The sequence below is a fragment of the Shinella sp. CPCC 101442 genome (assembly GCF_024704725.1).
Lineage (GTDB): Bacteria > Pseudomonadota > Alphaproteobacteria > Rhizobiales > Rhizobiaceae > Shinella.
Genome location: NZ_JALIQS010000013.1, coordinates 35,504 through 59,554, shown reverse-complemented (window position 1 = coordinate 59,554; position 24,051 = coordinate 35,504). Strand labels below are relative to the sequence as shown.

The window sequence follows — 24,051 nt, the reverse complement described above, 5'->3', positions numbered from 1 at the left end:
ATCAAAACACATATAGCGAAATTGTGACCAGTTAATTCCGAGTTCCCGTAAAAGTCCACGGGCCGTGGCGCTTCAGCCGACGATTGCAGCGTCGACCGTCGCATATATCGGAAACAACCTTAAGAAACCGCTCATCTCGAACACCAGCCGGATACGGCTGTTGAGGCCCGCCAGCGCCATGCTGCCACCGGCCGCGCGAACTTTCTTGGCGGCGGACAGGAAGGCGGAAAGCCCGGTGCTGCTGATATAGTCGAGACCTGTCAGATCGATGACGAGATGCACGTCTCCGCGCTCGATGACGGCGGTGAGGTGCCTGTCGAATACGGGCGAGGTCTGGCTGTCGATCCGTCCGCTCGGGATGACGACGAGCTTGTTGCCCTGCCGGGCCTCGGCGATGTTCATGATGATATTGACCTTACGCTTTTCGTTGATCACTCTGGCGCGTCGCCTGACGGCGTCGAATGCGGGCGATGATTCCAGAAAGTTGTATCACTTGCCACAACCTTTTTTGAAACTCCGCGGTGTGCCGGCGTGATGGCGAACGATCCGCTGTCGGATGCCGCGCTGGTCGCGCAGCTGCGTACCGCGCTTGCGCCGCAGCGCTTTCCCGTGCGCCGTGAAACGGAGCTCGAAGGGGGGGCGTGCGATGCGGGCGACACGGTCTCCTTTCACGATCATTTCTGGCCGGCGCGCTCGGTGCTGGCCGTCGGCGCGGTCCGCGTTGCGGGCGGTGACATCGCCGCCGCGCTACGGGCGGCCGGCATCAAGCAGCTGATTCGCGCCGTTCTCGCCAAGGTTCGTACCGCCGGAGAGGCGCTGGACGCGCTTTCCGGGCGGGTCGATACCGCCGGCCTCGACATCGCTCTCCTGGTCATCGACGTCGTTGCCGGTACAGCCTCGGGCGCTACGTGCGGTCAGGCGGCGGTAACGGTCGGGAACCATGCGACGCTGACTTCAGGCGATCTGTTATGGCTTGCGGCGGGGGACATGGACATTCCCGAAGCCGTGACGTTCGCCTCCGTGGAGGGAATTGCCGCCCCGGTGCGCGCCCGGATCGGTCACGGCAAATCGGGTGCGGTCTGCGCGCTGCTTTTCAAGACGCGCGGCCGGCTTGCTCAGGAGACGGTCTTTTCGATCGGCAACACGCATGGCGATATCCAGGCGGCGGGCGAGAAGGTGCGGCGTTTCCTGGAAATGAACGGGACCAGCGAAGAGGATCTGACCGGCATCGATGTCGCACTCGACGAGGTGCTGACCAACACCGTCAATTACGGCTTCGAGGACGGCAATGCGCATGAAATCCTCCTGTCGCTCGCGGTCGATGCGGGGCATCTCACCATCGAGGTGCAGGACGACGGGCGGCCGTTCGATCCGCTCGGCATTCCCGCGCCCGATCTCGACGCCGATCTCGAAAGCCGGCAGATCGGCGGGCTCGGCATGCATTTCGTCCGCACGCTGCTTGACAGGGTTTCCTATGAGCGCCGTAATGGCTGGAACGTTTTGAAACTGGAAAAGCAGCTCGCCGGCCGGGCGGAGAAAGCATCATGAACGCCGCACGCATGGGGGACATGGTCAAGCAGGACGCGCCGCATTGCCATGCGCCGATCCATCCTGCAGCGCTGGTGCCGACACCGACGCCGCATCCGGCCCTGCCGATCGCGATCATCAAGGGCCAGCCCAACGTGCTGATCGGCAACATGCCGGCCGCGCGCGTGACCGACACGACGCTGATATGCTCGCTGCCGGGCTGCATTCCCGGCGGACCGGGCATGATCTCGAAGGGGTCTTCCACCGTGCTGGTCGGCGGCCTGCCGGCCGCACGCATCAACGACCTGACGCTGCACCCCGCCTGCGTCGCGCCGATCCCGAGCCCTGTCGGAAAGATCCTGCCGCCTGGCTGCCCGACCGTGATGATCGGCGGCTGACGTGCGGCTTTCCCATTTCGAAAAGCTGCGGCCGGTCTGCCCCGTCTGCCGGCTGAACGGCCAGGACAGCCCGCTGGCGTTGAGCACCATCGAGGCCGAGGCGGCCGGCGATGTCCAAAGCGGCATCCTCGCCTGCCAGAGCTGCGGCTCGGAATATCCCATTCTCGACGGCATGCCGATCATCGTGCCCGAGGTGCGCCGCTTCGTGCAGGACAATCTCTTTTATCTCTTGGCGCGCAACGATCTCACACCGGCTGTCGAAAGCTTGCTGGGCGATGCTGCGGGGCCGGGCAGCGGTCTTGAATCGATCCGCCAGCATGTCTCCTCCTATGCCTGGGATCACTGGGGCGACCAGGATCCGGCACCCTTCACGCCGGCGCCGGGTGGCGGTCGGCCCGGCGCGGTCTCGCGCAATCTCGCCGAAGCGCTCGATATGCTTGGCGATGACCTGCCGGATGGGCCGGTGCTCGATATCGGCTGCGCGGCGGGCCGCACGGTCACGGACGCCGCCGCACGGCTTGGCCGCGATGTCATCGGCATCGACCTTTCCGTGCCGCTGGCGCGGATCGGTCGGCGCGCGGTGGTGGACGGACGCATCGACTATGGCCTGCGCCGCGTCGGCCTCGTCTACGACCGGCGGTCCTATCCGCTCGGCCATCAGGCGGGTGCGCGTGGCGATGTGTGGCTCTGCGACGCCTTGGCACTGCCCTTTGTTGCCGGCAGCTTCGCGCTCGCCATCGGCATGAATGTGGTGGATTGCATGCGCGATCCCCGTGCCGGACTGATCGAGATCAGCCGCGTGCTGGCGGACGAGGGCCGGGCGGTTCTTTCCATTCCCTTCGACTGGGCGGGGCAGGTGACGCCGGTGGAGGCCTGGCTGGGCGGACATTCGCAGCGCTCCCATCATGCCGGGAGCCCCGAGGCGATCCTTGATCTCCTGCTCTCCGAGGGGCCGCTTGCGGCGGGTAGCCTCAGGCGCACGGGGGCGGTCGGGGAGGTTCCATGGCACGTCCGGTTGCATGACCGGTCTTGCATGTATTATTCCGCTTATCTGGTAGTCGCCCGAAAAACGGTAGGGTAAGATTCTTCCCACTAGCGATTCTGTCTATCCGTGTCGGCGGGGGGAAGCGGATCGCAAGCGGGGGTGGACCATGCGATTGCGACTCGTACTCAGGGGGCCGGAGCGCCTGACGGCCGGTGTGCGGGAAAGGACCGTCGAGACGGGCTCCCTTGTCATCGGCCGGTCCGACGAAGCCGATTGGGTCCTCGCCGATCCCGAGCGCGTTGTTTCAAAGCGCCATTGCCGTATCGAACGCCAGGCCGGCGGTTTCCTCCTCACGGACATGTCGACCAACGGCGTTCTGGTCAACGGCGTGCCGCTCGGCCGCGAGGCGGGCAAGATGCTTGTCGATCGGGACGTGCTGACCCTTGGCGACGCGATCATCGCCGTCGCCATCGAAACGGACCCGCCTGTGGAAAGCACGCCGAGCGTGCAGGCCATCCCCGCCGGCGACCCTTTCGCCGACGGTCCGTTCGGTTTCGACGATGCGGCGCAAGGCGCTGAAAAGGCCGCCGCGTTGCCGGAAACGACGGGGGAGAATGCCCGAGGCAAGGTTGCTGTCCTACAGGATTGGTGGGTGCCTGAAGCAACGGGGTGGCAGGGCGACGCGAAACCTGTGGATATCTCCGGGGGTGTGGACGTTGCCTCGAATGAAAATACCAATGCGACGGGCGGGGCAGTAGCCTCTCCGGTTACTGCAGAGGCGAATCTCGTCGCTGAAGCGGAAGGGCTTGATGTGGCGGTTTTCGCCAGGACTGTTGAAATGGCGATGTCGGTCTTGTCGATAGACGAAAAACGAAAGTTCGAGGGGCGGTTGCGTGACCTTCTTCGCAAGGAGAGGGTGGGTTGACGACTGGATTGTCTCCAGCGGTATCGGGGTTGAACGGGTTGCGCGCGATTTTTTCGCGCCTTTTCGTGTTGGTGTGCCTGTGTGTCGTCGCGGTATCGCTTGCCGGCTGCGGTCTCGGACAGAAGAAACCGCCGCCGACGGAGATCGAGATCAAGCCGGCGCCGGCAGCGGCGAGCCTCGACGTGATCGCCGTCGCATCGCCGTTGATCAATCCGGGGCCTGACGGCCTGCCGCAACCGGTCGTGATGCGACTCTACCAGCTGAACGGCGAGACGGCATTCGCCAATGCCAGCTTCCGCCAGCTCTGGGAGGCCGACGCCGAGACGCTCGGGCCGACCATGCTCGGCAAGACGGAACTCTATTTCGCACCGGGCGAGGTGCAACGGGTGAAAGCGAACCTGATCGAGGGCACCACGATCATTGCCGTGGTGGTCGGGTTCCGCAACTTCGAGGAGGCGAAGTGGCGTGCGATGGTCGGGCTTCAGGGTGACAAGAAGTTCAAGCTCAAGGTCGATCTGAAGACGCTGTCCGTCGAACTGGGACCGCAGGATTGAGGCAAGCCGAGGGGGGCAGGCGGTGTGCGGACAGGGTTCGCGTCACCAGCATAAGGAAGGGTACGGATGTCGTTCGATGACAAGGTGATCTGGTCTGAGGGGATGTTTATCCGTGCCCAGCACTTCCAGCAGGAAGCGCGCCATTTCGAGCGCCAGCTGCGTGCCCGCACCAAGGCTCTCGTGCCCTATGGCTGGGGCCTGACGGAACTGCGCCTCAACCGCGAACTCCTCTCCATCGGTCAGTTCGCCGTCGAGCGCGCCGCCGGCGTCTTTGCCGACGGGACGTCCTTTTCGCTCCCTGACGATGGCGTGCGTCTTGCCCCGCTGATGTTGAACGAGAACGTCCGCAATGCCGTCATCTACCTCACCCTGCCGCTGACGGAGCCGGGTGGGCGCGAGGTGGCCGAGGCCGAGGCGGAATTGACGACGCGCTATACGCTCGCCGAGATCGACGTCGCCGACGCCAACAGTTCCGATCTTTCGGCAGCCCCCATTAATGTCGGCAAGCTGCGCCTGCGCTACGGCCTCGAGACAAGCGACCGCAGCGGCTTCGTCAGCATCGGCCTTGCGCGCATCGTCGAGGTGCGCAGCGACAATTCCGTGGTGCTCGACGAAAGCTACGTGCCGCCGGCCATGGACTGCGCCGTTTCGCCGATCCTGTCGGGCCTGCTCACCGAGATCGTCGGCCTGCTCAACCATCGCGGCGAGGCTATCGCCGGCCGGCTTGCCGGCACCAATGTCGGCACGGCCGCCGAAATCACCGACCTGATGATGCTCCAGACGATCAACCGCTGGCAGCCGGTATTCACCCATATGGCGTCCGCCACCTTCGTGCATCCCGAGCGGCTGTTCGTGGCGATGATCGGCCTTGCCGGCGAGCTTGCCACCTTCACCACCGCCGGCCACCGTCCGCGCCCCTTCCCGACCTATGACCACGAGCGCCTGCAACTGTCCTTCGCGCCGGTGACCGCCGCCGTGCGCCAGGCGCTGAGCGCCGTGCTGGAGCGGAGCGCCATCACCATTCCGCTCATCGAGCACCGCTATGGCATCCGTGTCGCCGATGTGCCGGACCGTTCGATCTACGGGAAATATTCCTTCATCCTGGCGGCCAAGGCCGATATGCCGGCCGATGCGCTGGTGCGCCGGCTCGTCGGGCAGATCAAGATCGGCGCGGCCGAGCAGATCACGGAACTGGTCAATGCGGCGCTGCCGGGCATCATGCTGCGCGCGCTTCCGGTCGCCCCGCGCCAGATCCCCTACCACACCGGCAAGGCCTATTTCGAACTCGACCGCTCCAGCCCGATCTGGAAACAGGTCGCGGCCGGCAACGGCCTTGCCATCCATGTCGCCGGCGATTTTCCGGCGCTCGAACTCGACCTTTGGGCCGTGAAGGATTGAGGAGGCGCATGTGAACGACCCATTCGCCGGTCTTCCCGGCGCCGACGATACGATCCGGAGACCCTTGGGCGGTGCGCAGCCGCGCCAGACGGCCGGCTTCGGCCAGGAAACGCTTGGGGGCAATGCCTTTTCCGGCGGTCTTTCCGGTGGCGGAATGGCCAATGACGGCGGTTTCTTTGCCGCCCGGCCGGCGGCCTCCGAGCGCCAGGACCTCGATTTCGGGCTCGATGCGCTGCCCGCCGAGCGCGCGCGACACCGCGGCGATCCCGCCATCGAAAAGGCCTTCGACCTTGCCGCCGTCAATCCGCTGGTCGGTGCCGCTTCGCCGCTGCTCTGGCTTGCCGGACGGCTGAACGAAAGTGCCGCGCCCGACGACATCACCGAATTCCGCCGCCGCGTGCTGGAGGAAATCCGCAATTTCGAGACCGCCGCCATGGCGCGCGACATACCGGACCGGCTGGTGCGCGTCTCGCGCTATGCGCTCTGCGCCGTCATCGACGACATCATCCTCAACACGCGCTGGGGCGCGACGACCGGCTGGGCGAGCCAGAGCCTCGTTTCCATCCTCTATAACGAGACCTGGGGCGGCGAGCGGTTCTACGACCTGCTGCAGCAGCTTCTGCAGCAGCCGGAACAGAATATCGACGTGCTCGAACTGATGGCGATCTGCCTTGCCATCGGTTTCAACGGCAAATACCGCGTCATGGATGGCGGGCAGGGGCAGTTCGCGCGCCTGCGGCAGGATCTCTACCGCGTCATCCGCCGCGTGCGCGGCCCCTACGAACGCAATCTCTCGCAGGTCTGGCAGAGTGCGGCCGCTCCCCACCGCGCCCCGCGCAGCATGGCGGCACCCTGGGCCGCAGCGTTGGTGCTGCTCGCACTGCTCGCCGTCGTCTGGGCCTTCTCCTCGATCAGCCTGCGCTCCAGCATGGAGCAGACCGCCGCCGAGATCGCGTCCCTCGTGCCCGGCATTCCCATGCTCGTCGAGCGCGCCGGCATCCCGACCATTCCCGATCCGGTGCCGCCGGTGCGCAAGACGCAGATCGAGCGCCTGTCGGAGGCGCTTGCCGCCGAGATTTCGGCTGACCGCGTCGAGGTGGCCGGCATCGGCGACAAGGTTGCGATCCGCATGCTGAAGGCTTCGTTCCCGTCTGGTGGCACGGACCTCGCGCTCGGCGAGGAGCCGCTGATCACGCGGATCGGCGATGCGCTGGACAGCGAAAACGGCGCCATCGTCGTCGTCGGCCATACGGACAACATCCCCGTCGGCGCGGGCAGCCCGCTTGGCGACAACATGGCGATTTCGCTTGCCCGTGCCCGCTCGGCCGCGCAGATGCTGCAGCGCCATATCGACGATCCCGCCCGCATCACCTTCGAAGGGCGGGGCGCCAACGATCCGATCTTGCCCAATACGAGCCAGGAGAACCGGGCGCGCAACCGGCGCGTCGAATACCAGATCCCGGCGGAAAAGATCCCATGAGGCCATGGCTGCTGCTCTTCTGGCTTCTCGGACTTGCGGCTGCTCTGGCCGCGAGCTGGTTTCTGGCGCAGCATCCTTTCGTCGAGAATCCGGATATCCGCCCGCTCCTGCCGCTCATACCCGTCGTGGTCTGGGCGCTTGTGCCGGTGCTCTTTTCTCGTTTTTTCCTGAAGCGCGGCGGCACACCGGAAACGCCGGCCCTGCGTGAGCTGCGCCGGCAGGTTTCCGCCTTCCTTGCCGATCGTGGCCTGAAGGGTGCGCGCGGACGCTATTCGGTGCCGTTCTTCCTCGTCGTCGGCTCGCCCGGCAGCGGCAAGACCTGCCTGCTGGAAGGGTCGGAAATGCGCCTCGGCATGCCGAAGGCCATCGGCCCCGCCAATTGGTGGGTCGGGCCGGATGCGGTTTTCATCGAGACGCAGATCTCGGACGGGGCGGGCGAACTGTTCCGCCTTTTGCGCGCCGTCAGGCCGAAGCTGCCGGTCAACGGCATATTGTTCGCCGTCAGCCCCGCCGATCTCGTGCTCGCAGACCAGCTCGAACAGCGCATGACCGCCGAGGCCGTGGCCGCCTGGTTTCGCCAGGCCGATGAAATGCTCGACCAGACGCTACCGGCCTATGTGTTGCTCTCGCGCACGGATCTCGTGCCGGGCTTCCAGGAGATTTTCGAGCGCATCGAGCCCGCCGATCAGGCGCAGCCCTGGGGTTTTGCCCTGCCCTACGACCCGAAGGAGCCCAAAACCGTCGAGGCGCTGCATGCGGAAATCGACGCCGGCTTCGGCGATATCGTCGAGACCATGCGCCGCCGGCATATCGAACTGCTCTCCAAGGAGACCGACGCGATCCGCTGCGGGCATATAAACGGCTTTTCCGCGCAGATCGCCGCGATCCAGCGCATAGTCATGCCGGTGATAGATGCCATGTTGCCGGGTGGAAACGGCACGTGGCGGGGCGTGCTGCTGCGCGGCATCTTCATGACCAGCGCACGGCAGGAAATGCTTTCCATCGATGCCTTGCTGCCGGAACTGTCGCGCCGCTTCGCCATGCCGCGCAGCGGCATGCTGCCGCCCGACCTTGGTGTCGACGAGGAGCTGAACCGCAGCTACTTCATCAGCGGCGCCGTCAAGAAGGCGATCCTGCCGGAAGCCGGACTTGTGCTGAAGGAGCGGCAGGGTTCCTCGCATCCGGTGCTGCACTGGTTGCCGTTCGCGGCTGTTCTTGCCCTGTGCGCGGCGGGTGGCTACGCGCTGTTTTCGACCTTCGATCATGAGATTGGCCTGCGCCGCCAGGTGCAGGAGGTGATCGGCGAGACGGCGCCGCTCACCAGCCCCGCCAAGCGCAGCGACGTTCCGCGCATGCTCGCGACCCTCGACCGGCTCGATGCCGTCGGCGCGCGGCTGGCGGCGGAAAAGCCGGTACCGGCATACGCCTTCTGGCTCGACAAGCGCGACATGCTGCGAAACGGCATTGCCGATGCCAAACGCGCGGTGCGGGTCCATGCGCTCGTGCCGGAGATGGCCGCCTGGCTCGAAGCCGATCTCGTCGACGATGCCAACGATACGGCCACCCTCAACGAGCTGATCGCCCTTGCCGACAAGGCTGGCGATCCGGCATCGCCGGCGCTGAAGACCTGGCTTGAAAAACGTGCCGCGAAAATTGCCGCTGGGCAGGACCGTTTCGTGGAGGAGGCGCTGGCCGCCATCGGCGAAGCGGGCGGCCTTGCCATCGACCGGGCCTATGTCGACGCGGCGCGCCGGCGCATAGCCTATCGGGATAGTCTGACGTGAGCGTGCGCGGGCAGATCAGGAAGGGGTTTCGGGCGCTGCGGCGGCCGAGCGTCATCCTGACGCTCGCCGTGCTGTTCCTGGCGCTGCTCATCTGGTTCGTCGGCCCGCTGATCGCCTTCGGCGAGCTGCGCCCGCTCGGCTCCGCCGCCTCGCGCCTGTCCCTTCTGCTCGTGCTTGCTCTTCTGTGGGGCGGGCTCGGTTTTCTCGTCCGCACCAAGCGCAGCAGCGATGAGGCGGCCCTCATCGCCGCCCTGCGCAAGCAGGAGGAAGAGGCCGCGTCCCGTACCGACAAGGAGAAGGTCGCCACCGAGGCCGAGATTTCCGCCTTTCGCGAAGCCGCCGGCCGGGCCATGGGCCTCCTGCGCCGCGGCCATGGCGATCTCTTCGTCAGCGCGCGTTATGCGCTGCCCTGGTACATGCTGCTCGGCACGGACGGCGCCGGAAAGACGTCGCTGGTGCGCGCGAGCGGCCTGGCGCTGCCGTTCGACGGCGATGGTGCGGTGGAAGCGCCCTCCGCCCGCTTCCACATCAGCGACCAGGCCCTGCTGATCGAGTTCGCCGGCCGGCTGACCGCCAGCGAGGAACCGCAGGCGCGCCAGCTCTGGTTCGAAGCGCTCCAGCACATAAGGGGCCTGCGCTCCCGCCAGCCGGTCAACGGCATCATCGTCACGGTCAGCATCGACGAACTGCTTGCCATGCTGCCGGAGCAGGCCGTGGCCTATGCCACATCCATCCGCCAGCGGCTCGACGAGGCGGTGCAGCGCCTGCGCGCCAATGCGCCCGTCTATATCGTCGTCACCAAGCTCGACCGGATCGTCGGTTTCGAGGAACTGTTCGAGGATCTGACGACCGAGGAGCGCGCCGCCGCCTTCGGCCTGCCGATCGCGCCCGATATCGGCGGCGATGCGCGCGGACCGTCGGAAGCGCTCGACCGGGGTTTTGCCGGGCTGACCGAGCGGATCATGCAGCGCCAGTTCGTCTGCCTGCAGGAGGAGCCGGACGAACTGCGCCGTCGTCGCGCCTTCGAATTTCCGGCGCAGTTCGCGCTGTTGCGCGAACGCATCCAACCCTTCGTGCAACAGCTCGCCACGCTGCACCGCTTCGGCACCGCCACGAACCTGCGCGGCGTCTTCTTCGTGTCCTGCCGGCAGACGGGCGACAATGTCGATGCGCTGGCCGGCTCGCTTGCCCCGTTGTTCGGTCGCTCGCCCGCCACGCTGTCGCTGATGCCCGATCCTGGCATGCGGCGGGTGCGGCCCTTCTTCCTCTATGGCTTATTTCGCAAGGTCATCCTGCCCGAGGCCGACCTTGGCGGCCTGACGCGACCGGCGCTCGTCGCGGCGCGGATGAAGGACCTTGCGATCAACATCGTGCTCGGCGTTGCGGCCTTCGCCCTGCTTGTCTTCTGGTGGTTCGGTTTCAGCGACGGGCGCAGCTATGTCTCCGGCATCAAGGACCAGACGACGACGGCGCGCGGCGAGATCGCCGAAGCGGTGCCCGGTGGTGCGCTCTCCATGCGCTTCGAGCCCGTCCTGACCGTGCTCGACCGGCTGGCGGCCATCACCGCAGCAGAGCCGCGTGGCGCGACCTTCGGCCTCTACAGTCCCGGGCCGGTGCAGTCGGAGGCGCGCAAGGCCTATGACAAGGCGCTGGCGAACCTCTTTTTCCCCTTCGTCTGGCAATATCTGCGGCAGGGGCTTTCCAACCCCGCGACGCCAGCCGCGCTGCGGTTCACCCAGCTGAAATTCTACCTGATGCTGACGGGTGAGCGCCCTGCGGGTCGCGAGACGGCGGCGCTGCTCGGCCCGGATTTCGCGGCCAACTGGATGCTCTATGACCGCAGCGAGGCTGTCGACCGCCGCCTTGCCGCGCATTTCTCCGAGCTCGCCTCGATCTCGTTTTCGACCCCTGACGCGGACCCGGCGCTTGTCGAAAAGGCGCGCGCGGAAATCACCAACTACAGCCTTGCCCGGCTCGCCTACGATCTCGCGCTCGATCTTCCCGAGGTGAAGGCGATGGCGCCCTGGCGGCCGGTTGATCACATGGGGCTTGCCGGCCCCGAGGCGCTGGCGCGTGTCAGCGGCGCAAGCTTCTTCGACGGCATCGAAGGCATCTATACCAAGGCCGGCGTCGGCGTGATGATGCGTGCCTCGGGCGAGGCCGCCAATACGCTCGCCGACGATCTCTGGGTGATGGGGCGGCCCGACACGGCGCTCGACCGCGAGCGGGAAGAGGGCCGCATCCGCGATGGCCTCGCCGATCTCTACCGCGTCACCTACATGAGCCGCTGGGACAGCCTGCTCGCCGATCTCGGCATTGCCGGCGATACGGACCCGCGCCGTCTCGCGGATGCCGTCGCCATCGTTGCCGGCAATCCGTCGCCGGCCAAGGAGCTGCTCGTCGCCGTTGCCGCCGAAGTCGATCTGCAGGATCTTTCGACGAGTGCCGCGGACGCCATCGAAACGCTTGCCGCCGAGCGGCTGTCGCAGGTCACGAAGACCGTGCGTGCGCCGCGCCGCGTCGTCAATGTGCCGCAGTCCGTCACCAGTCATTTCAAGGCTTTCCGCCTGGCCGTCGTGCCGGCGGCGGAAGGCCAGCAGGCGCCGCTCGACGACATGCTGGCCGCACTCGAACCGCTCTACCGCCAGCTGAACCACGTCGCGGCCGGCGGCGACGTGCTGGAACTCGGTGCCGAGCCGCAGACGCTGCTTGCCCAGTTGACCGACCGCAACGGCAAACTGCCACCGAGCCTCCAGCCATTCTTCGCCCGTATTCTCGCCCAGGCCGGCGCGATCACTGGCGGCAGTTCGCGCGCGCGCCTGGTGGAGATCTGGAACTCGACCGTGCTGCCGCTCTGCACCGCAACGACGGGCGGGCGTTATCCCTTCGATCCGGAAAGCATCAACGACGCCTCGCTTGACGATTTTTCCCGCCTGCTCGGTCCGCAGGGCGCGATTGCCGGTTTCCGCGATACCTATCTGAAACCCTATATCGACCGGACCACGAAGCCCTGGCGCTGGAAGACCGGCCAGCAATTCGGGCTTGGTTTTTCGGACGAGGTTTTGGCCGCCTTCGAGAAGGCCGACGACATCACGACGATTTTCTTCGCCGGACAGGAAAAGCCGAATGTCGATTTCACCGTCGAGGTCGGCAAGCTCGATCCGACGGCGCGTGCCTTCCTCATCGATATCGGCGGCAAGGTGGCGAGCTATACGCATGGCCCGCCGGCCGGCACGCAATATCTCTGGCCGCCGGAAAATCTCGTGGCCGGCGTCGCCATGTCCATGACGCCGGAGATGGAAGGCCAGCGGAACATCCTGACGGAGCAGGGCGCCTGGGCGCTCTTCCGGCTGTTCGACCAGGGCAGGAAGATCGAGAAGAACCCGACCGACGTCGTCACCTACCAGTTCCGCCTCGGCAAGCGCGCGGTCCTGATGCGCCTCATCGCGCCCGCCACGCGCAACCCCTTCGCCCGCGACGTGCTCTCGCCGTTCACCTGCCCGGCGCTGCTATGAGAGGGCCTCGTTTTGTTGACAGGACGCGGATGTCCATGAAACCGTCGCGGCACGCCCGGTTCGAATCGGCAAGGCGGCTTTTGAGAGGGAAACGGCCGGCCCATGTCGGATGATCTGCTCGTCCACTACAACCGTGAACTGCTCAGCATCCGCCGGGCGGCGGCGGCCTTTGCGGCGGAGAACCCGCGTATCGCAGGCCGGCTTCGACTTTCCGAAGATGCCATCGAGGACCCGCATGTCGGCCGGCTGATCGAGGCCTTCGCCTATCTCACCGCCCGCGTGCGGCAGAAGATGGATGACGATTTTCCCGAGCTGACCAATGCCATGCTCGGCATCCTCTATCCGCATTTCGACCGGCCGATTCCCTCGATGTCGATCCTGCAGCTCGATCCGAAGGACGAGCTTGCCGAACCCCATCACGTGCCGTCCGGCACGCTCATCGACACCGAGCCGGTCGATGGCGAGCGCTGCCGCTTCTCCACCGCCTTCGATGTCACGCTGCATCCGGTCACCGTGCGCGCGGCGACATTGACCGGCCGCCCCATCACCGCGCCCGAAACGCCGCAGGCGCACAATGCGGCGGGCTGCTTGCGTCTGACGCTGGAGATGGCTGGCGAGGACCTGACCTTTGCGAGCTACAATCCGGGGCGGCTGCGCTTCTTCCTGCGCGGCCAGCCGCAGCTCGTCTATCCGCTCTATGAACTGCTGTTGAACGACGTGGTGGCCGTCGCCTTTGCCGAAGGGGCGAACGACCGCAATCCGGCGGTGCTCGATGCTTCCGTGCTGTCGCCGGGCGGTTTCGGGGCGGAGGAGAACCTGCTGCCCTATCCGCAGGCCTCGCACCCCGCCTACCGGCTGCTTACGGAATATTTTGCTTTTCCGGAAAAATTCCTGTTCGTCGACCTGGAGTTTCCCGATGCCGCAAAACTCGCCGGCAAGGGGCGCACGCTCGATGTCTTCCTCTATCTCAACCGCGCCGCGCCGACGCTGGAGCGCTCGCTGACGGCGGCGGCCTTCGCGCTCGGCTGCACGCCGATCGTCAACCTCTTCCCGCAGACGGCCGAACCGGTCAAGCTCGACCAGACCGTCACCGAATACCGCGTCGTGCCGGACAGCCGCCGGCTGCATGCGCTGGAGGTCTATGGCATCGAGGGCGTCTCCACCGTGACGGCCGATGGCGACGAGCGGCTGTTGTCGCCGTTCTACGGCATCCGCCACGGCGTTGATGCGAACGAGGCGCGGGGCGAGGAGAAGTCGGCCGTCTGGTGGCTCTCGCATCGCCGCCCGGCTGAGGAGGAGAACCCCGGCAGCGAGGTGTTCCTGTCGCTCTCCGACCCTGAATTCAATCCGAAGGGCCTTTCCGACGACGTGCTCTCGGTCGAAACGCTCTGCCTCAATCGCAACCGGCCGGAGCGGCTGCCCTTCGGCGGCGGTCAGCCGCACTTGCGCATGGTCGAGCCGGTGCCGATGATGAAGGCGATGCGGCTCCTGACCGTGCCGACCGCGACGATCCGGCCGCACTATGGCCAGGGCGGGCGCTGGCGGCTCATCTCGCATCTCGCGCTCAACCATCTCTCTCTCGTCTCCGACGGCGGGGTGGAGGCGCTCAAGGAAATCCTGCTGCTTTACGATTTCCGCAACTCGGCGGAAACGCGGGCCCTGATCGACGGCATCACGGCCTTGTCGTCGCAGAGCGGCACGGCGCGGGTCAGGAGTTTCGGCCAGAGCGCCTTCTGCCGCGGCGTGGATGTCACGATGACCTTCGAGGAGAGCAATTTCTCCGGCAACGGCGTGTTTCTCATGGCAAGCATAATCGAGCGCTTCCTCGGCCTCTATGCGAGCGTCAATTCATTCTCGCGGCTCACCGCCCTGGTTCGGGGGCGAAGCGGAAAGCTGAAGACATGGCCGGCACGGGCAGGCGATCGCATTCTTCTCTGATCTCGCGGGCCTTCGATGCGCCGCAGGATTTCGAGCTGTTCCAGATGGTCCGGCTCCTGGAGGCGCTTGGCGCCGGGGAGGGGCGTGACCTTTCGCATCCGCCGGTCGATCCGGTCGGGCAGGGCGTCGATCCAGAGCGCGCTGCGCTGAAAATCCGCTCTTCGGTGCCGCTCGGTTTCGCCTCGGCGGAAGTGCTCTCCGTGCGCCGGCCGCGTGGCGGCGGGCCCGTCGAGATGACGCAGACGCTGGTCGGCCTCACCGGCCCCTCGGGTGTGTTGCCGCATGCCTTGAGCGAGCTGGTGCAGATGAGCGTGCGCGAGCGCAACTTCGCCCTGCGCGAATTCTTCGACGTCTTCAACAACCGGCTCTCCGGCTTGCTGTTCAACGCCTGGGCCAAGTATCGGCCGGTCATCGAGCGTGAGCGGGCAGCACAGGTCGGTATGCCCGCCACCATCGACCACGCGCTGAAATCCATCGTCGGCTTCGGCCTGCCGGCCATGGCGAACCGCACCGAGGCCGGCGACCACACCTTTGTCTTCTTCGGTGGGCTTTTGGGGCGGCAGGGCCGCTCGGCGGTCGCCATCGAAAGGGCACTGTCGGGCGCGCTCGGCCACACGCTGCGCGTCGAGCAGTTTGCCGGCGAATGGTATCCGATCGCCCCTTCCGACCGCACGCGCCTGCCGGATCGCGCCCAGCCGCACGGTGCCTTCGCCCGGCTCGGTGACGACGCCGTCGTCGGCGTGAAAACCTTCGATATCCAGTCCGCCGTCACGCTGCACGTCGAGGCGCTGGATTACCCCGATTTCCGCTCGCTGTTGCCGGATGGCCGCCGCTCGAGGATCCTCACGGACCTTGCCGCAAGTGCGCTCGGCGCCGACAAGATGTTCAACATCCGCCTGGAGTTGAAATCCGAGCAGGTGCCCGTCCTTCGGCTCGGCGGCAGCCGTGAGGCGCCACAGTCCAGCCGTCTCGGCTGGAACACCTGGCTCCAGCCGGCGCGCCCGCGCAGGGTGCCCGCCACCGTCACCTTCCGTCCGCCGCCGCATCTCACCTGACAGGATCTATCATGAACGACTGGACGCAAGGCTACGTCTCCGACATCGAATATCTGCCCGGCTTCTATGCCGAGCAGACGCCTGCCCATCTCGATGTCGCCTGCCTCCTGCGCGGTGTGGAGCCGCCGGTCGGTGAGGGCGAGCCCTTCGCCTATTGCGAGCTCGGCTGTGGCGTTGGCGAAACGGCGCTGACGATCGCTGCGGCCAATCCGCGGGCGAATGTCTGGGGCTTCGATTTCAATCCGGCGCATATTGCGCGGGGCCGCGCGCTGGCGAAGGCGGGCACTATCGCCAACATCCGGCTGGAGGAGGCTTCCTTCGAAGAGCTTGCGGGTGGAACATCCGGCGATCTGCCGATGTTCGACTATATCGCGGCGCATGGTGTCTGGAGCTGGGTGAGCCTGGAAAACCGCCGCCACATCGTCGCTTTCGCCGCGAAGCACCTGAAGCCCGGCGGTCTGTTCTACGTGACCTACAACGCCCTGCCGCGCTGGACGCCGTCGATGCCGATGCAGCGGTTGCTGTACCTTGCCGCCTCGCTCGACACCGGCCGCAGCGACCGGCGCGTCATGAGTGCGCTCGATATCGCCCGCGCCTTCACGGATGCCGGGGCCGACATGATCCCGGTGGAAATGCTGGACAAGCTCGACAAGGAGCGCGGCGGGGGCACCGCCTATCTCAGCCACGAATATCTCAACGCCCATTGGTCGCCCTGTTATCAGGTGGATGTGGCCGGGGACCTCGCGGATGCAAAACTCTCCTTCGTGGCGACGGCCAATCTCTTCGAAAACTATCCGGACCTCTCCATGACCGACGCGCAGCGTCGTCTGGTCGAGAGTTTGCCCGCAGCCTATGCGGAAACGGCGCGGGACTATTTCCTCGCCCGCAGTTTTCGCCGCGACATCTATATGCGCGGCCCACGGCCCATCGCCGCGCGGCGGCTGGAAAAGCGGCTGGCGGCGCGAAACCTCTGCCTCGTCGTTCCGCCGTCGGCGATCAATCTTTCGGTGAAAGTGCCGGTCGGCGAGGCGACGCTGAACGAGGGCTTCTACGGCCCGGCACTGCGGGCGCTCGCCGAAAAGCCGATGACGATCGGTGCATTACGCAGCCTGCCGGAGGCGGATGGCTCCAGTGCCACGGAACGCGAGGTTCTGGGCATGCTGATCGGCTCGCGCCAGGCGATGGCGCTGCCGAACGCCGTGAGCGAGGAGGCGGTCGCGGGGGTGCGCCGTTACAACCGCGCCCATCTTGCCATCTGCGCCGACGAGGGACGGTCCGTCTGTGCGCTCGCTGCCGCCGGGCTCGGCTCCGGTATCACGGTGCGTCTCTTCGAAATGCTGGCCTATGAAGTGCTGCTCGACGGTATCGAGCCGGAGGCGGATGCCGTCACGAAGGCCATCCGGACGCTGCTGGAGGTGCGCGGCGACAAGTTGCGCAACGAAGGTGTGCCCATCGAGGACGAGGCGGAAGTCCTTGCCGTCATCAGGGAGAATGTCGATCTCATCCTGACCATCGCCCTGCCGATGTGGCGGCGGGTCGGCGCGATCTGATCATGGCTGGCGCGCCTGACGTCGGCGAGGTCTTGCGGGGAAGCGGCCCGGTGCTGGTCTATCGCGCGGCGCTCGGTGAACCGGTCGTCGTCAAGCGCCTCGCCGGCACGGGCGACATCATCGCTGTCAGGCGTTTCGAGCGGGAACGCCGTTTCGCACGTCTCTTGCGACATCCCGCCCTGCCGCGGCTCGTTGCCGAGGGTAAGGACTGGATCGCCTTCGAGGCGCTGGAGGTCGGGCTTCCCGAAGCCCAGCGTCACAGTTCGGCAGCGGTGCGGGCCATTCTCGCGCCGCTTGCCGATGCGCTCGCCTTCATTCACGCGCGCGGAATCGTCCATCGCGACATCAAGCCGGCGCATGTGCTGTTTCGGGGCGAGGCGCCTGTTCTTATCGATTTCGGCATCGCCGGCACGCCCGACGACGACCTTCAGCAGGCGGAACTGTCCGGCAGCCCGGCATGGATGGCGCCGGAGCAGCTTCTTGGCGGACCCGTCGGGTCTGCGGCCGACATCTGGTCCTTTTCGGCGCTTGGCCTGTTCCTGCTGACGGGGGAAAAGCCCTATGCGGGCGAGGCGGACACGGTGCTGCGGCTCAGGAGGGCGGGAGAACCGCCGGCCGTCAGGGCATATGCGGCGCTCGAACGGAACGACACCGCCCTGGCCGGCCTGCTCGAGGCAGGGCTGGGGCCTGCGGCGGGTCGTCCCGCCGCCGCCGATTTTTCACGGCTCCTGGCCGTCAGGCGATGACCAGATTGACCGCAGGGTGCAGCTTCTTCAGGTTCGGCAGTGACTTCGACTGCCACGGGATCTGCGTGCTGCCCTTGACCATGAGGCCGATGCCCGGCTGCTTGCGCACGTCGATGGTGAACTTGGCGAGCAGGTTGATGCCGGAGCTGTTCAGGAATTCCAGGCTCGAAAGGTCGAGCGTGATGGTTTCCGGCTTGTCGTTCAGCACCTGCTGCATCAGGTCGAGGATCGGCGCATAGGCTTCCGTGCCGGAAAGGCGCATCGTGCCTTCGTAGTGGATCGTCGCTCCCTCGCTCCAGACCCGATATTCGTTCGTCTTGATTTCCATTTTCTGCAATAAACTCCCGGTGATGTCCGCTCAGACGATGTCGAGCGCGGCATAGGTGTCGAGGCGCAGGACGTCCGTACCTGCCGTGGGCTGAAAATGCCAGCCGAGACGGGCGCCATAGTCGCTCATTAACGTGAGCAGGCCAAGGCCCGAACCGCTCGATTCCATGTTCTCGGCATTCTGTTCGATCCGTTCGATCAGAAGTTCGCCCGGATCGCGTGTCGTCAGTTCGGCCAGCAGCGCCTGGAAGCGGCCTGCGGTCTCGCTGGTGATGACATTGCTGATGCGGATCTCGAACGAGTTGCCCTCCAGCGATGCCTCCAGCGTGATATCCGCGCCGCGGCGGAATTTTACCGCGTTTTCGAGCAGCTCGTTGGTGAGATAGCCGATGCTGTGGCGCGCTTCGTTATAATCGCCGCCCTCCGCCGCGCGCCTCAGTGCAAAGAAATCGCCGAGGAATTCCGACGTCACGCCGCAATGCTGCCAGGCGAGCTCGAGCGGTCCGTCGGCGAGACGGATGCGGTTTTTCAGCGCGCCTGCGCCGTTGGTGAGGTCCACCTGTCCGAATGTGGCTTCCATCGCGTTACCTGTGCTTCATGACGACGAGCGTGATGTCGTCGTGGATTTTTTGCGTGCCGATATGCGCCATCAGGTCGGAGATAATGCCGTCCTTGATCGCATCGGCGTCCTTCCGGCGGTGACGCTTGGCGCTTTCGCATAGCCGGTCGAAGCCGAAGAGTTCGCCCGCCGGGCTCTCGGCCTCGGTGACGCCGTCGGTATGCAGCACGATGACGTCGCCGGAATCGAAGGGGAACTCATGCGTATCGACGAAGGGGCCGATGTCGCTTTCGAGACCGATGGGGAAGCCGAGATCGACCGTGTCGATGCGCTCGACCTCGTCGTTGTCGCGCAGCACGAGCACTTCCTCGTGCTGGCCGGACAGCGTCATCTTGCGGTCCTGGTAGTCGAGGAAGGCGAGCGAGAGGTGCTTGTCCGTCTTGGTGCGCTGGATGTTCTTGAAGACGGCGCGGTTGAGCACTTCGAGGAATTCGCGCGGGTTTTCGTCGCCCTGCTCCTGCAGCGCGCGGGCGACCGACTGCACCATCAGCATGAGAACGCCGCTTTCGAGGCCATGGCCGGTGACGTCGCCGATGCCGACCTTCATGCGCCCCTCGTCATGCAGCACGTCGAAATAGTCGCCGCCCACCTCGTCGGCCGGCTCCATGTAGCCGGACACGTCGATGCCCTTGATCTCGTCGAGTTCGTCGCGCCGGGGCAAAACCATCATCTGGATGTGCCGGGCGACGTCGAGTTCGGCGCCGAGGCGAAGGTTCTCGCTCTTCAGCTTGGCGTTCAACCCGTTGATTTCCTCGTTGGCGGTTTCGAGCGCACGCGTGCGCTCGGTCACCAGATTTTCGAGGTTTTCCGTGTGGTAGCTGATCTCCTCCGCCATGCGGTTGAAGGCGACACCCACGGCGGCCACTTCGTCGCGGGCGGGGATGGCCACGCGCACGGAATAGTCCTTGTTCTGCAAGCGTTGCGCTGCATCCGCCAGGGCCCTCAGGCCAGCCGTGATGCGGCCGGAAATCGCGAAGACCGCCGAGAGGACGACGAGCAGCGACAGGATGACGGTGCCGATCTGCCAGCTCACGACCTGGCGTGTTTCGTCGGAAATGCCCTGCTTTGCGGCAATCAGCGCGGCATAAATCTCGCGCTCGGGCACCATGAAGCCGAGCGACATGACCTCGCGGGTGACGGGCACCTTGCCGGTATAGAGGTTTTCCGCGTCGAGCTGCTTCATGAGCACGACATAGGGCACGTCCTCGCCGTTCTCCTTCAGCGTCAGCGTGCTGAGCACGGTCTCCTTGTCGGAGGGCATGGCAAGTGCTGCAAGCGCCGGCTGGCTGCTGTGCGCCAGCCGGCGGTCGAAGCCCGCCTCGTTGTTGATCTTGACGCCGAGCGTCTTCTCACCCTGTTCCGTCACGGCCAGCACGTTGCCGTTCGACATGGTGAGGAAGGCGAAGCCCGTCTCGGCGATCTTCACGCTCTTGACGATATCAGCGAGCTGGTCGAGCGTCAGGTCCACGCCGACGATGCCGTTGAGGTCCTTGCGGTCGGGGGTCATCAGTGGCTGGAAGAAACTGACGATGATCTTGCCCGTGATGCCGTCAAGATAGGGCGAGAGCATCGTGATCGGGCTGTCGACCGGGCGCTCGGCCGGGTTGGCGAGCCAGGACTGCCACGTCTCGTAGAGGCCGGGGAAATAGAAGTCCCACCAGTTCGTCTGGTTGTGCCCGGGATAGACCTGGTCGAAGACGGAACCCTGGTCGTTATAGGGCGTCGAGCGCAGGATCGGGTTCTCGCGCGGGCCGATGTAATACATCTGAAGCTTCGGCGGGCCGGCGGAAAGGAAACTCGGGCCGAAAAGGTTGAAGGCGGCGCTGTCACGCACGGTCTTCATGGCCTCGGGCGTCGGCTGCTTGTTCTCGTCGAGCAGGTAGCCCCAGACGGTGACGGCGGAGGCTTCGCCCGGCTGGTTCTGCCACCAGTTTCCGGCCTGGTTGTAGGTGAGCGGGGTCGTCAGCTTGCCATCGCCCTGCAGCTGATCGCCGAGCTTGTCGTAGAGCGAGGGATTGTCCATCAGGGTCTGCATCGACCCGGCAAGACCGGTCACTTCCGAATGATACCGTTCGAGCAGCAGGTCGGTGCGCTCGACCGTCGTCTCGATGTAGTTCTGGAGATATTCGATATTCGCCTTTTCAAGGCCGCGCCCGACTTCGTCCATCGCATTGGTGGAGAGGCGGTTGACGTTCCACAGGGCAATGCCGCCGGCGACAAGCAGATCCACCAGCACGGCGCCGCCGACGACCAGAACGAACTTCGCGCGGAACGAGGTCAGCGAGAAACCCCAGCGCGAGGGAATGGATTCCGCAGCGTCGCTCATAGGGGCTTGCGCCCTGACGCCACCCAGACCGGCCATCCGGCATAGCCGCCGGGATGCAGCGCTGCGGCGATGTGGTCCTCGAAGCCGCGGCGGAATTTTTCGACGAAGGCGGCATCGTCGCCGCGCTTCTCGCACATGCCGCCGGCAAACATTTCTTCCCAGGCCATGACCATGTCGGCAAAGGCCTGCGCGTCGCCGTCACGGTTGGTTACCATGAAGCTTTCGATGCGGATGTCCTCGAGGCCAGCCTTCTGCAGGGCCTGATAGCTCTTCGGGCCGAATTCGAGATCCATGTCGAAATCCGCGAAGAGCTTGGAAAGCTGCTCGTAGGTCCATTGGATGGAGGGGCCGCGCGGCTCGCCGAGGCACTGGGAAATCTTCTCGTTGGAGACATAGACCCGGCCGCCCGGCTTGCAGATGCGCACCAGTTCGTTGACGATCATTTCCGGTTTGTTGAAGATCTGCAACGCGTGGCGGCAGGAGACGAAGTCGAACTGGCCGTCCTCCAGCAGCATCTCGGCGGCGTCGCCATAGATATATTCGATGCCGCCGATGTCGAACTCGCTGGCGACCTGCCTTGCATAGGCGAGGCTCGACTTCGAATGGTCGAGCGCGACGATACGCGAGGGGGCGAATTCCTTGGCGACGAGAACGGCGAAATCGCCGATGCCGCAGCAGATATCGGCCATCGTCACGCCGGGCGTGAGGCCGTGGCGCGGCAGGAGAGAGCGCTCATGTTTCCAGGTCAGCTTGGTTTGCGTGCGCAGCACCGGCACGAAGCCGCCTTCCTCCAGGAAGGACTGGCCGGGATAGAACTCGCTGTCATATTCCTCGACGACGATGCGCGGGTTCTTGGCGGTCAACGTGCCGAATTTCTTGGTCGACCAGCCGATGACGCTTGAGGTGATGATCGAGATCTTGACGTCCGGCCGCTCGTCGGCCGCCTTCAGGAGCGCGCCCGCAAGGGCATGGAAGGCGACGTTGTTGAGCCGCACCAGGCGCTTCACATTGATGTAGAACGTGCCTCTGATCGAGGCGATCGAGGTTTCCAGAAGGCGGATACAGGCCTCCATTTCGGCACCGCGTTCGGGGCGCATCGAGCCGGAAAGCGCGAATTCCTGATTGTTGTCGTCGAAGGAAACCTTGTAGGTCTGGACAAGCGTGTCGGCGATCATGTGTCGGATTCCTCCAGCTTGAGATCCGCGATGAGGCGGATGGCGTTTGCGTCGGTCGGCTCGATGGAAAAGCGCGCGGCATAGTCGACGGCGAGTTCCAGGAGGCCGATATTGGGTTGAAGCGGGCCGTCGGTGAAGAGTGCGCTGTGATAGCGGGAGGCGACGTCGCCCTCGTTGAGCACTTTCACGGCGCTGCGATAAAACTCAGCCGTCTGTGCGTCGACCGGCACGGTAAGCGTGACGCGCTCGCTTGCGCCCTTGCGGGCGACCGAACAGGCGAAACGCCCCGACGGCGCGTGCAGCCGGTACACGGTTTCCAGCAATTCGTTGAGCGCGGAGGAGAACAGGTTGGAATACAGCAGCGAGTCGCTGCGGTTGTGGCTGATCATGCGCGCGAAATAGGTCGACACCCGGTCGCAATACGCCCAGTTGGAGGCAAAGCCGTCCATGTCCATGTCGAATTCGAGAAGCTCGGCATAGTCGCCGGCTCCCATCGGTGCTGCCCCCAGATCCATTGGCCCCCTGCCTTATGATCCCGCAAACGGGCGTGCTGTCGCACGCTCTATCTTTCGCGAATAGACTATGTAATGTCCGAAGTGCCGGCACAAGCGCGGAGGCGGCCAGCGAGGCCGGCCTACGCGATATGATATCGGTGGTTGCGCCGTCCCCTTCGAACTCCAGCCGGAACCTTTCCATACAATCATGAAAGATTCGTCAAACCCAAGCCTTGCTTCTTCAGGATTCAGCGAAAGCGGCGAGGCCGCCGATGTCGCCCAATTACGCATCGATTTCGCGCAACTGCAAGCCGAGTACGACGATCTGAAACTGCTCTACGAAGCGATGATCGAGCATGGCGAGGCGGTGGAAGACCAGCTGGCCGAGCAGAACCTGCTGCTGGAGAGCACGCAGGCGCGTCTGGACGCGGAATTGAACGATGCCGGCCGCTACGTTTTCTCCATCCTGCCGGACAAGCGCGCGGCCAGCCCGGCAACCGACTGGCTGCTCGTGCCCTCGACGGAACTCGGCGGGGATTCGTTCGGCTATCACTGGATCGACGACGACCATTTCGCCATATACCTGCTGGATGTCTGCGGTCACGGGGTCGGCGCGGCCCTGCTCTCCGTCACCGTCATCAACGTGCTCAGGGCCTCGGCTTTGTCCAATGCCGATTTCCGCGATCCCTCGACCGTGCTGAAGGCGCTCAACGACACGTTCCCGATGGAAAAGCAGAACAATATGTTCTTCACCATCTGGTATGGCGTCTACCAGAAGAGCACCGGCGAATTGCGCTTTGCCACCGGCGGTCACCCGCCGTCGATCCTGCTGCGCGCCGACGGTGCCGGCCACGAAATGCTGATCACCGTCGGCGGCGTTGCGATCGGCGCGCTGTCGGAGATGGACTATGACAGCAGCGTGACCCATGTCGCGCCCGGCGACCGGCTGCTCGTCATCAGCGACGGCACCTTCGAGGTGAACGGGCCCGGCGATGCGATGCTGAGCGTCGATGCGCTGGCCGAGCAGGCCGAGACGCACGGCAGCCGCCCGCAGGATATTCACGAATGGGTCCGCTCCTTCAACGCCGCCGGACCTTTGCCGGACGACTTCTCGTTGTTGGAAATCCGCTTCTGACACATGTTTTGTGATGGCGGTTCACGCAATTGTGTTTGCGTGCCGCCGCGCGATGCGCCTGGCCCGAATTGTCGATTGCCGGGCAGTGGAATTGCGTTATGTTTCCCACATCGTACTGCC

The 24,051-nt window shown here is 65.2% G+C and carries 20 protein-coding genes; 14 read left to right on the top strand and 6 right to left on the bottom strand.

Annotation, left to right across the window (positions count from 1 at the left end; genetic code table 11):
* Nucleotides 1-72 precede the first annotated feature (72 nt).
* Complete coding sequence (locus MUO32_RS27450) at nucleotides 73-435, bottom strand: STAS domain-containing protein (RefSeq protein ID WP_257951554.1); 363 nt, start codon at nucleotides 433-435, stop codon at nucleotides 73-75.
* Between the two features lie 99 nt (nucleotides 436-534).
* Here MUO32_RS27450 and MUO32_RS27445 point away from each other — a divergent pair, with 99 nt between their 5' ends.
* The 13 genes from MUO32_RS27445 to MUO32_RS27385 all read left to right on the top strand — a co-directional run bounded on the left by MUO32_RS27445 (nucleotide 535) and on the right by MUO32_RS27385 (nucleotide 17,855).
* Nucleotides 535-1,548: an ATP-binding protein gene (locus MUO32_RS27445; RefSeq protein ID WP_257951553.1), complete on the top strand. Its 1,014-nt coding sequence runs from the start codon at nucleotides 535-537 to the stop codon at nucleotides 1,546-1,548.
* Nucleotides 1,545-1,925, top strand: a complete 381-nt coding sequence (locus MUO32_RS27440) for a PAAR domain-containing protein (protein WP_257951552.1) — start codon at nucleotides 1,545-1,547, stop codon at nucleotides 1,923-1,925. Before MUO32_RS27445 ends, MUO32_RS27440 begins: the two co-directional genes overlap by 4 nt.
* Nucleotide 1,926: 1 nt before the next feature.
* A complete protein-coding gene (locus tag MUO32_RS27435) occupies nucleotides 1,927-3,006 on the top strand; it encodes a class I SAM-dependent methyltransferase (RefSeq protein ID WP_257951551.1) in 1,080 nt (359 codons plus the stop codon).
* 70 nt (nucleotides 3,007-3,076) lie between these two features.
* Complete coding sequence (locus tag MUO32_RS27430) at nucleotides 3,077-3,835, top strand: FHA domain-containing protein (RefSeq protein ID WP_257951550.1); 759 nt, start codon at nucleotides 3,077-3,079, stop codon at nucleotides 3,833-3,835.
* Entirely contained in the window at nucleotides 3,832-4,389 is a 558-nt protein-coding gene (gene tssJ / locus MUO32_RS27425) for a type VI secretion system lipoprotein TssJ (RefSeq protein ID WP_257951549.1), read from the top strand. The genes MUO32_RS27430 and tssJ overlap by 4 nt, the downstream gene beginning before the upstream one ends.
* 66 nt (nucleotides 4,390-4,455) lie before the next feature.
* Nucleotides 4,456-5,787 carry a type VI secretion system baseplate subunit TssK gene (gene tssK, locus MUO32_RS27420; protein WP_257951548.1) on the top strand — a complete coding sequence of 444 codons (1,332 nt, stop codon included), beginning with the start codon at nucleotides 4,456-4,458 and terminating at the stop codon, nucleotides 5,785-5,787.
* 10 nt (nucleotides 5,788-5,797) lie between these two features.
* The gene (gene icmH, locus MUO32_RS27415) at nucleotides 5,798-7,267 is read left to right on the top strand and encodes a type IVB secretion system protein IcmH/DotU (RefSeq protein WP_257951547.1); all 1,470 of its coding nucleotides are present in this window, start codon (nucleotides 5,798-5,800) and stop codon (nucleotides 7,265-7,267) included.
* Nucleotides 7,264-9,051, top strand: coding sequence for a type VI secretion protein IcmF/TssM N-terminal domain-containing protein (locus MUO32_RS27410; RefSeq protein WP_257951546.1), 1,788 nt, complete (start codon nucleotides 7,264-7,266; stop codon nucleotides 9,049-9,051). Before icmH ends, MUO32_RS27410 begins: the two co-directional genes overlap by 4 nt.
* A complete protein-coding gene (tssM, locus tag MUO32_RS27405; protein WP_257951545.1) occupies nucleotides 9,048-12,566 on the top strand; it encodes a type VI secretion system membrane subunit TssM in 3,519 nt (1,172 codons plus the stop codon). The genes MUO32_RS27410 and tssM overlap by 4 nt, the downstream gene beginning before the upstream one ends.
* A gap of 102 nt (nucleotides 12,567-12,668) precedes the next feature.
* On the top strand, nucleotides 12,669-14,504 hold the full coding sequence (tssF, locus tag MUO32_RS27400) for a type VI secretion system baseplate subunit TssF (RefSeq protein ID WP_257951544.1): 1,836 nt from the start codon (nucleotides 12,669-12,671) through the stop codon (nucleotides 14,502-14,504).
* Nucleotides 14,468-15,559 carry a type VI secretion system baseplate subunit TssG gene (gene tssG / locus MUO32_RS27395; protein ID WP_257951543.1) on the top strand — a complete coding sequence of 364 codons (1,092 nt, stop codon included), beginning with the start codon at nucleotides 14,468-14,470 and terminating at the stop codon, nucleotides 15,557-15,559. Before tssF ends, tssG begins: the two co-directional genes overlap by 37 nt.
* Before the next feature lie 11 nt (nucleotides 15,560-15,570).
* Nucleotides 15,571-17,109, top strand: a complete 1,539-nt coding sequence (locus tag MUO32_RS27390; protein ID WP_257951542.1) for a class I SAM-dependent methyltransferase — start codon at nucleotides 15,571-15,573, stop codon at nucleotides 17,107-17,109.
* A 2-nt stretch (nucleotides 17,110-17,111) separates the two neighbouring features.
* Nucleotides 17,112-17,855 carry a protein kinase gene (locus tag MUO32_RS27385; protein WP_257951540.1) on the top strand — a complete coding sequence of 248 codons (744 nt, stop codon included), beginning with the start codon at nucleotides 17,112-17,114 and terminating at the stop codon, nucleotides 17,853-17,855.
* On the opposite strand, the gene MUO32_RS27380 is transcribed toward MUO32_RS27385, so the two are convergent.
* From MUO32_RS27380 to MUO32_RS27360, 5 genes are read right to left on the bottom strand one after another with little or no spacing between them, the layout of a single operon-like run.
* Entirely contained in the window at nucleotides 17,845-18,183 is a 339-nt protein-coding gene (locus MUO32_RS27380; RefSeq protein WP_257951539.1) for a hypothetical protein, read from the bottom strand. The two genes, MUO32_RS27385 and MUO32_RS27380, sit on opposite strands and share 11 nt — an antisense overlap.
* A 30-nt stretch (nucleotides 18,184-18,213) precedes the next feature.
* A complete protein-coding gene (locus MUO32_RS27375; protein WP_257951538.1) occupies nucleotides 18,214-18,762 on the bottom strand; it encodes an ATP-binding protein in 549 nt (182 codons plus the stop codon).
* A gap of 4 nt (nucleotides 18,763-18,766) precedes the next feature.
* Nucleotides 18,767-21,127, bottom strand: a complete 2,361-nt coding sequence (locus MUO32_RS27370) for a SpoIIE family protein phosphatase (RefSeq protein ID WP_257951537.1) — start codon at nucleotides 21,125-21,127, stop codon at nucleotides 18,767-18,769.
* Nucleotides 21,124-22,302 carry a class I SAM-dependent methyltransferase gene (locus MUO32_RS27365; protein WP_257951536.1) on the bottom strand — a complete coding sequence of 393 codons (1,179 nt, stop codon included), beginning with the start codon at nucleotides 22,300-22,302 and terminating at the stop codon, nucleotides 21,124-21,126. Before MUO32_RS27365 ends, MUO32_RS27370 begins: the two co-directional genes overlap by 4 nt.
* On the bottom strand, nucleotides 22,299-22,817 hold the full coding sequence (locus MUO32_RS27360; protein WP_257951535.1) for a ubiquinone biosynthesis methyltransferase UbiE: 519 nt from the start codon (nucleotides 22,815-22,817) through the stop codon (nucleotides 22,299-22,301). The genes MUO32_RS27365 and MUO32_RS27360 overlap by 4 nt, the downstream gene beginning before the upstream one ends.
* 187 nt (nucleotides 22,818-23,004) lie before the next feature.
* On the opposite strand from MUO32_RS27360, the gene MUO32_RS27355 reads away from it, so the two are divergent.
* Nucleotides 23,005-23,931: a PP2C family protein-serine/threonine phosphatase gene (locus MUO32_RS27355; RefSeq protein ID WP_257951534.1), complete on the top strand. Its 927-nt coding sequence runs from the start codon at nucleotides 23,005-23,007 to the stop codon at nucleotides 23,929-23,931.
* Nucleotides 23,932-24,051: the final 120 nt, after the last annotated feature.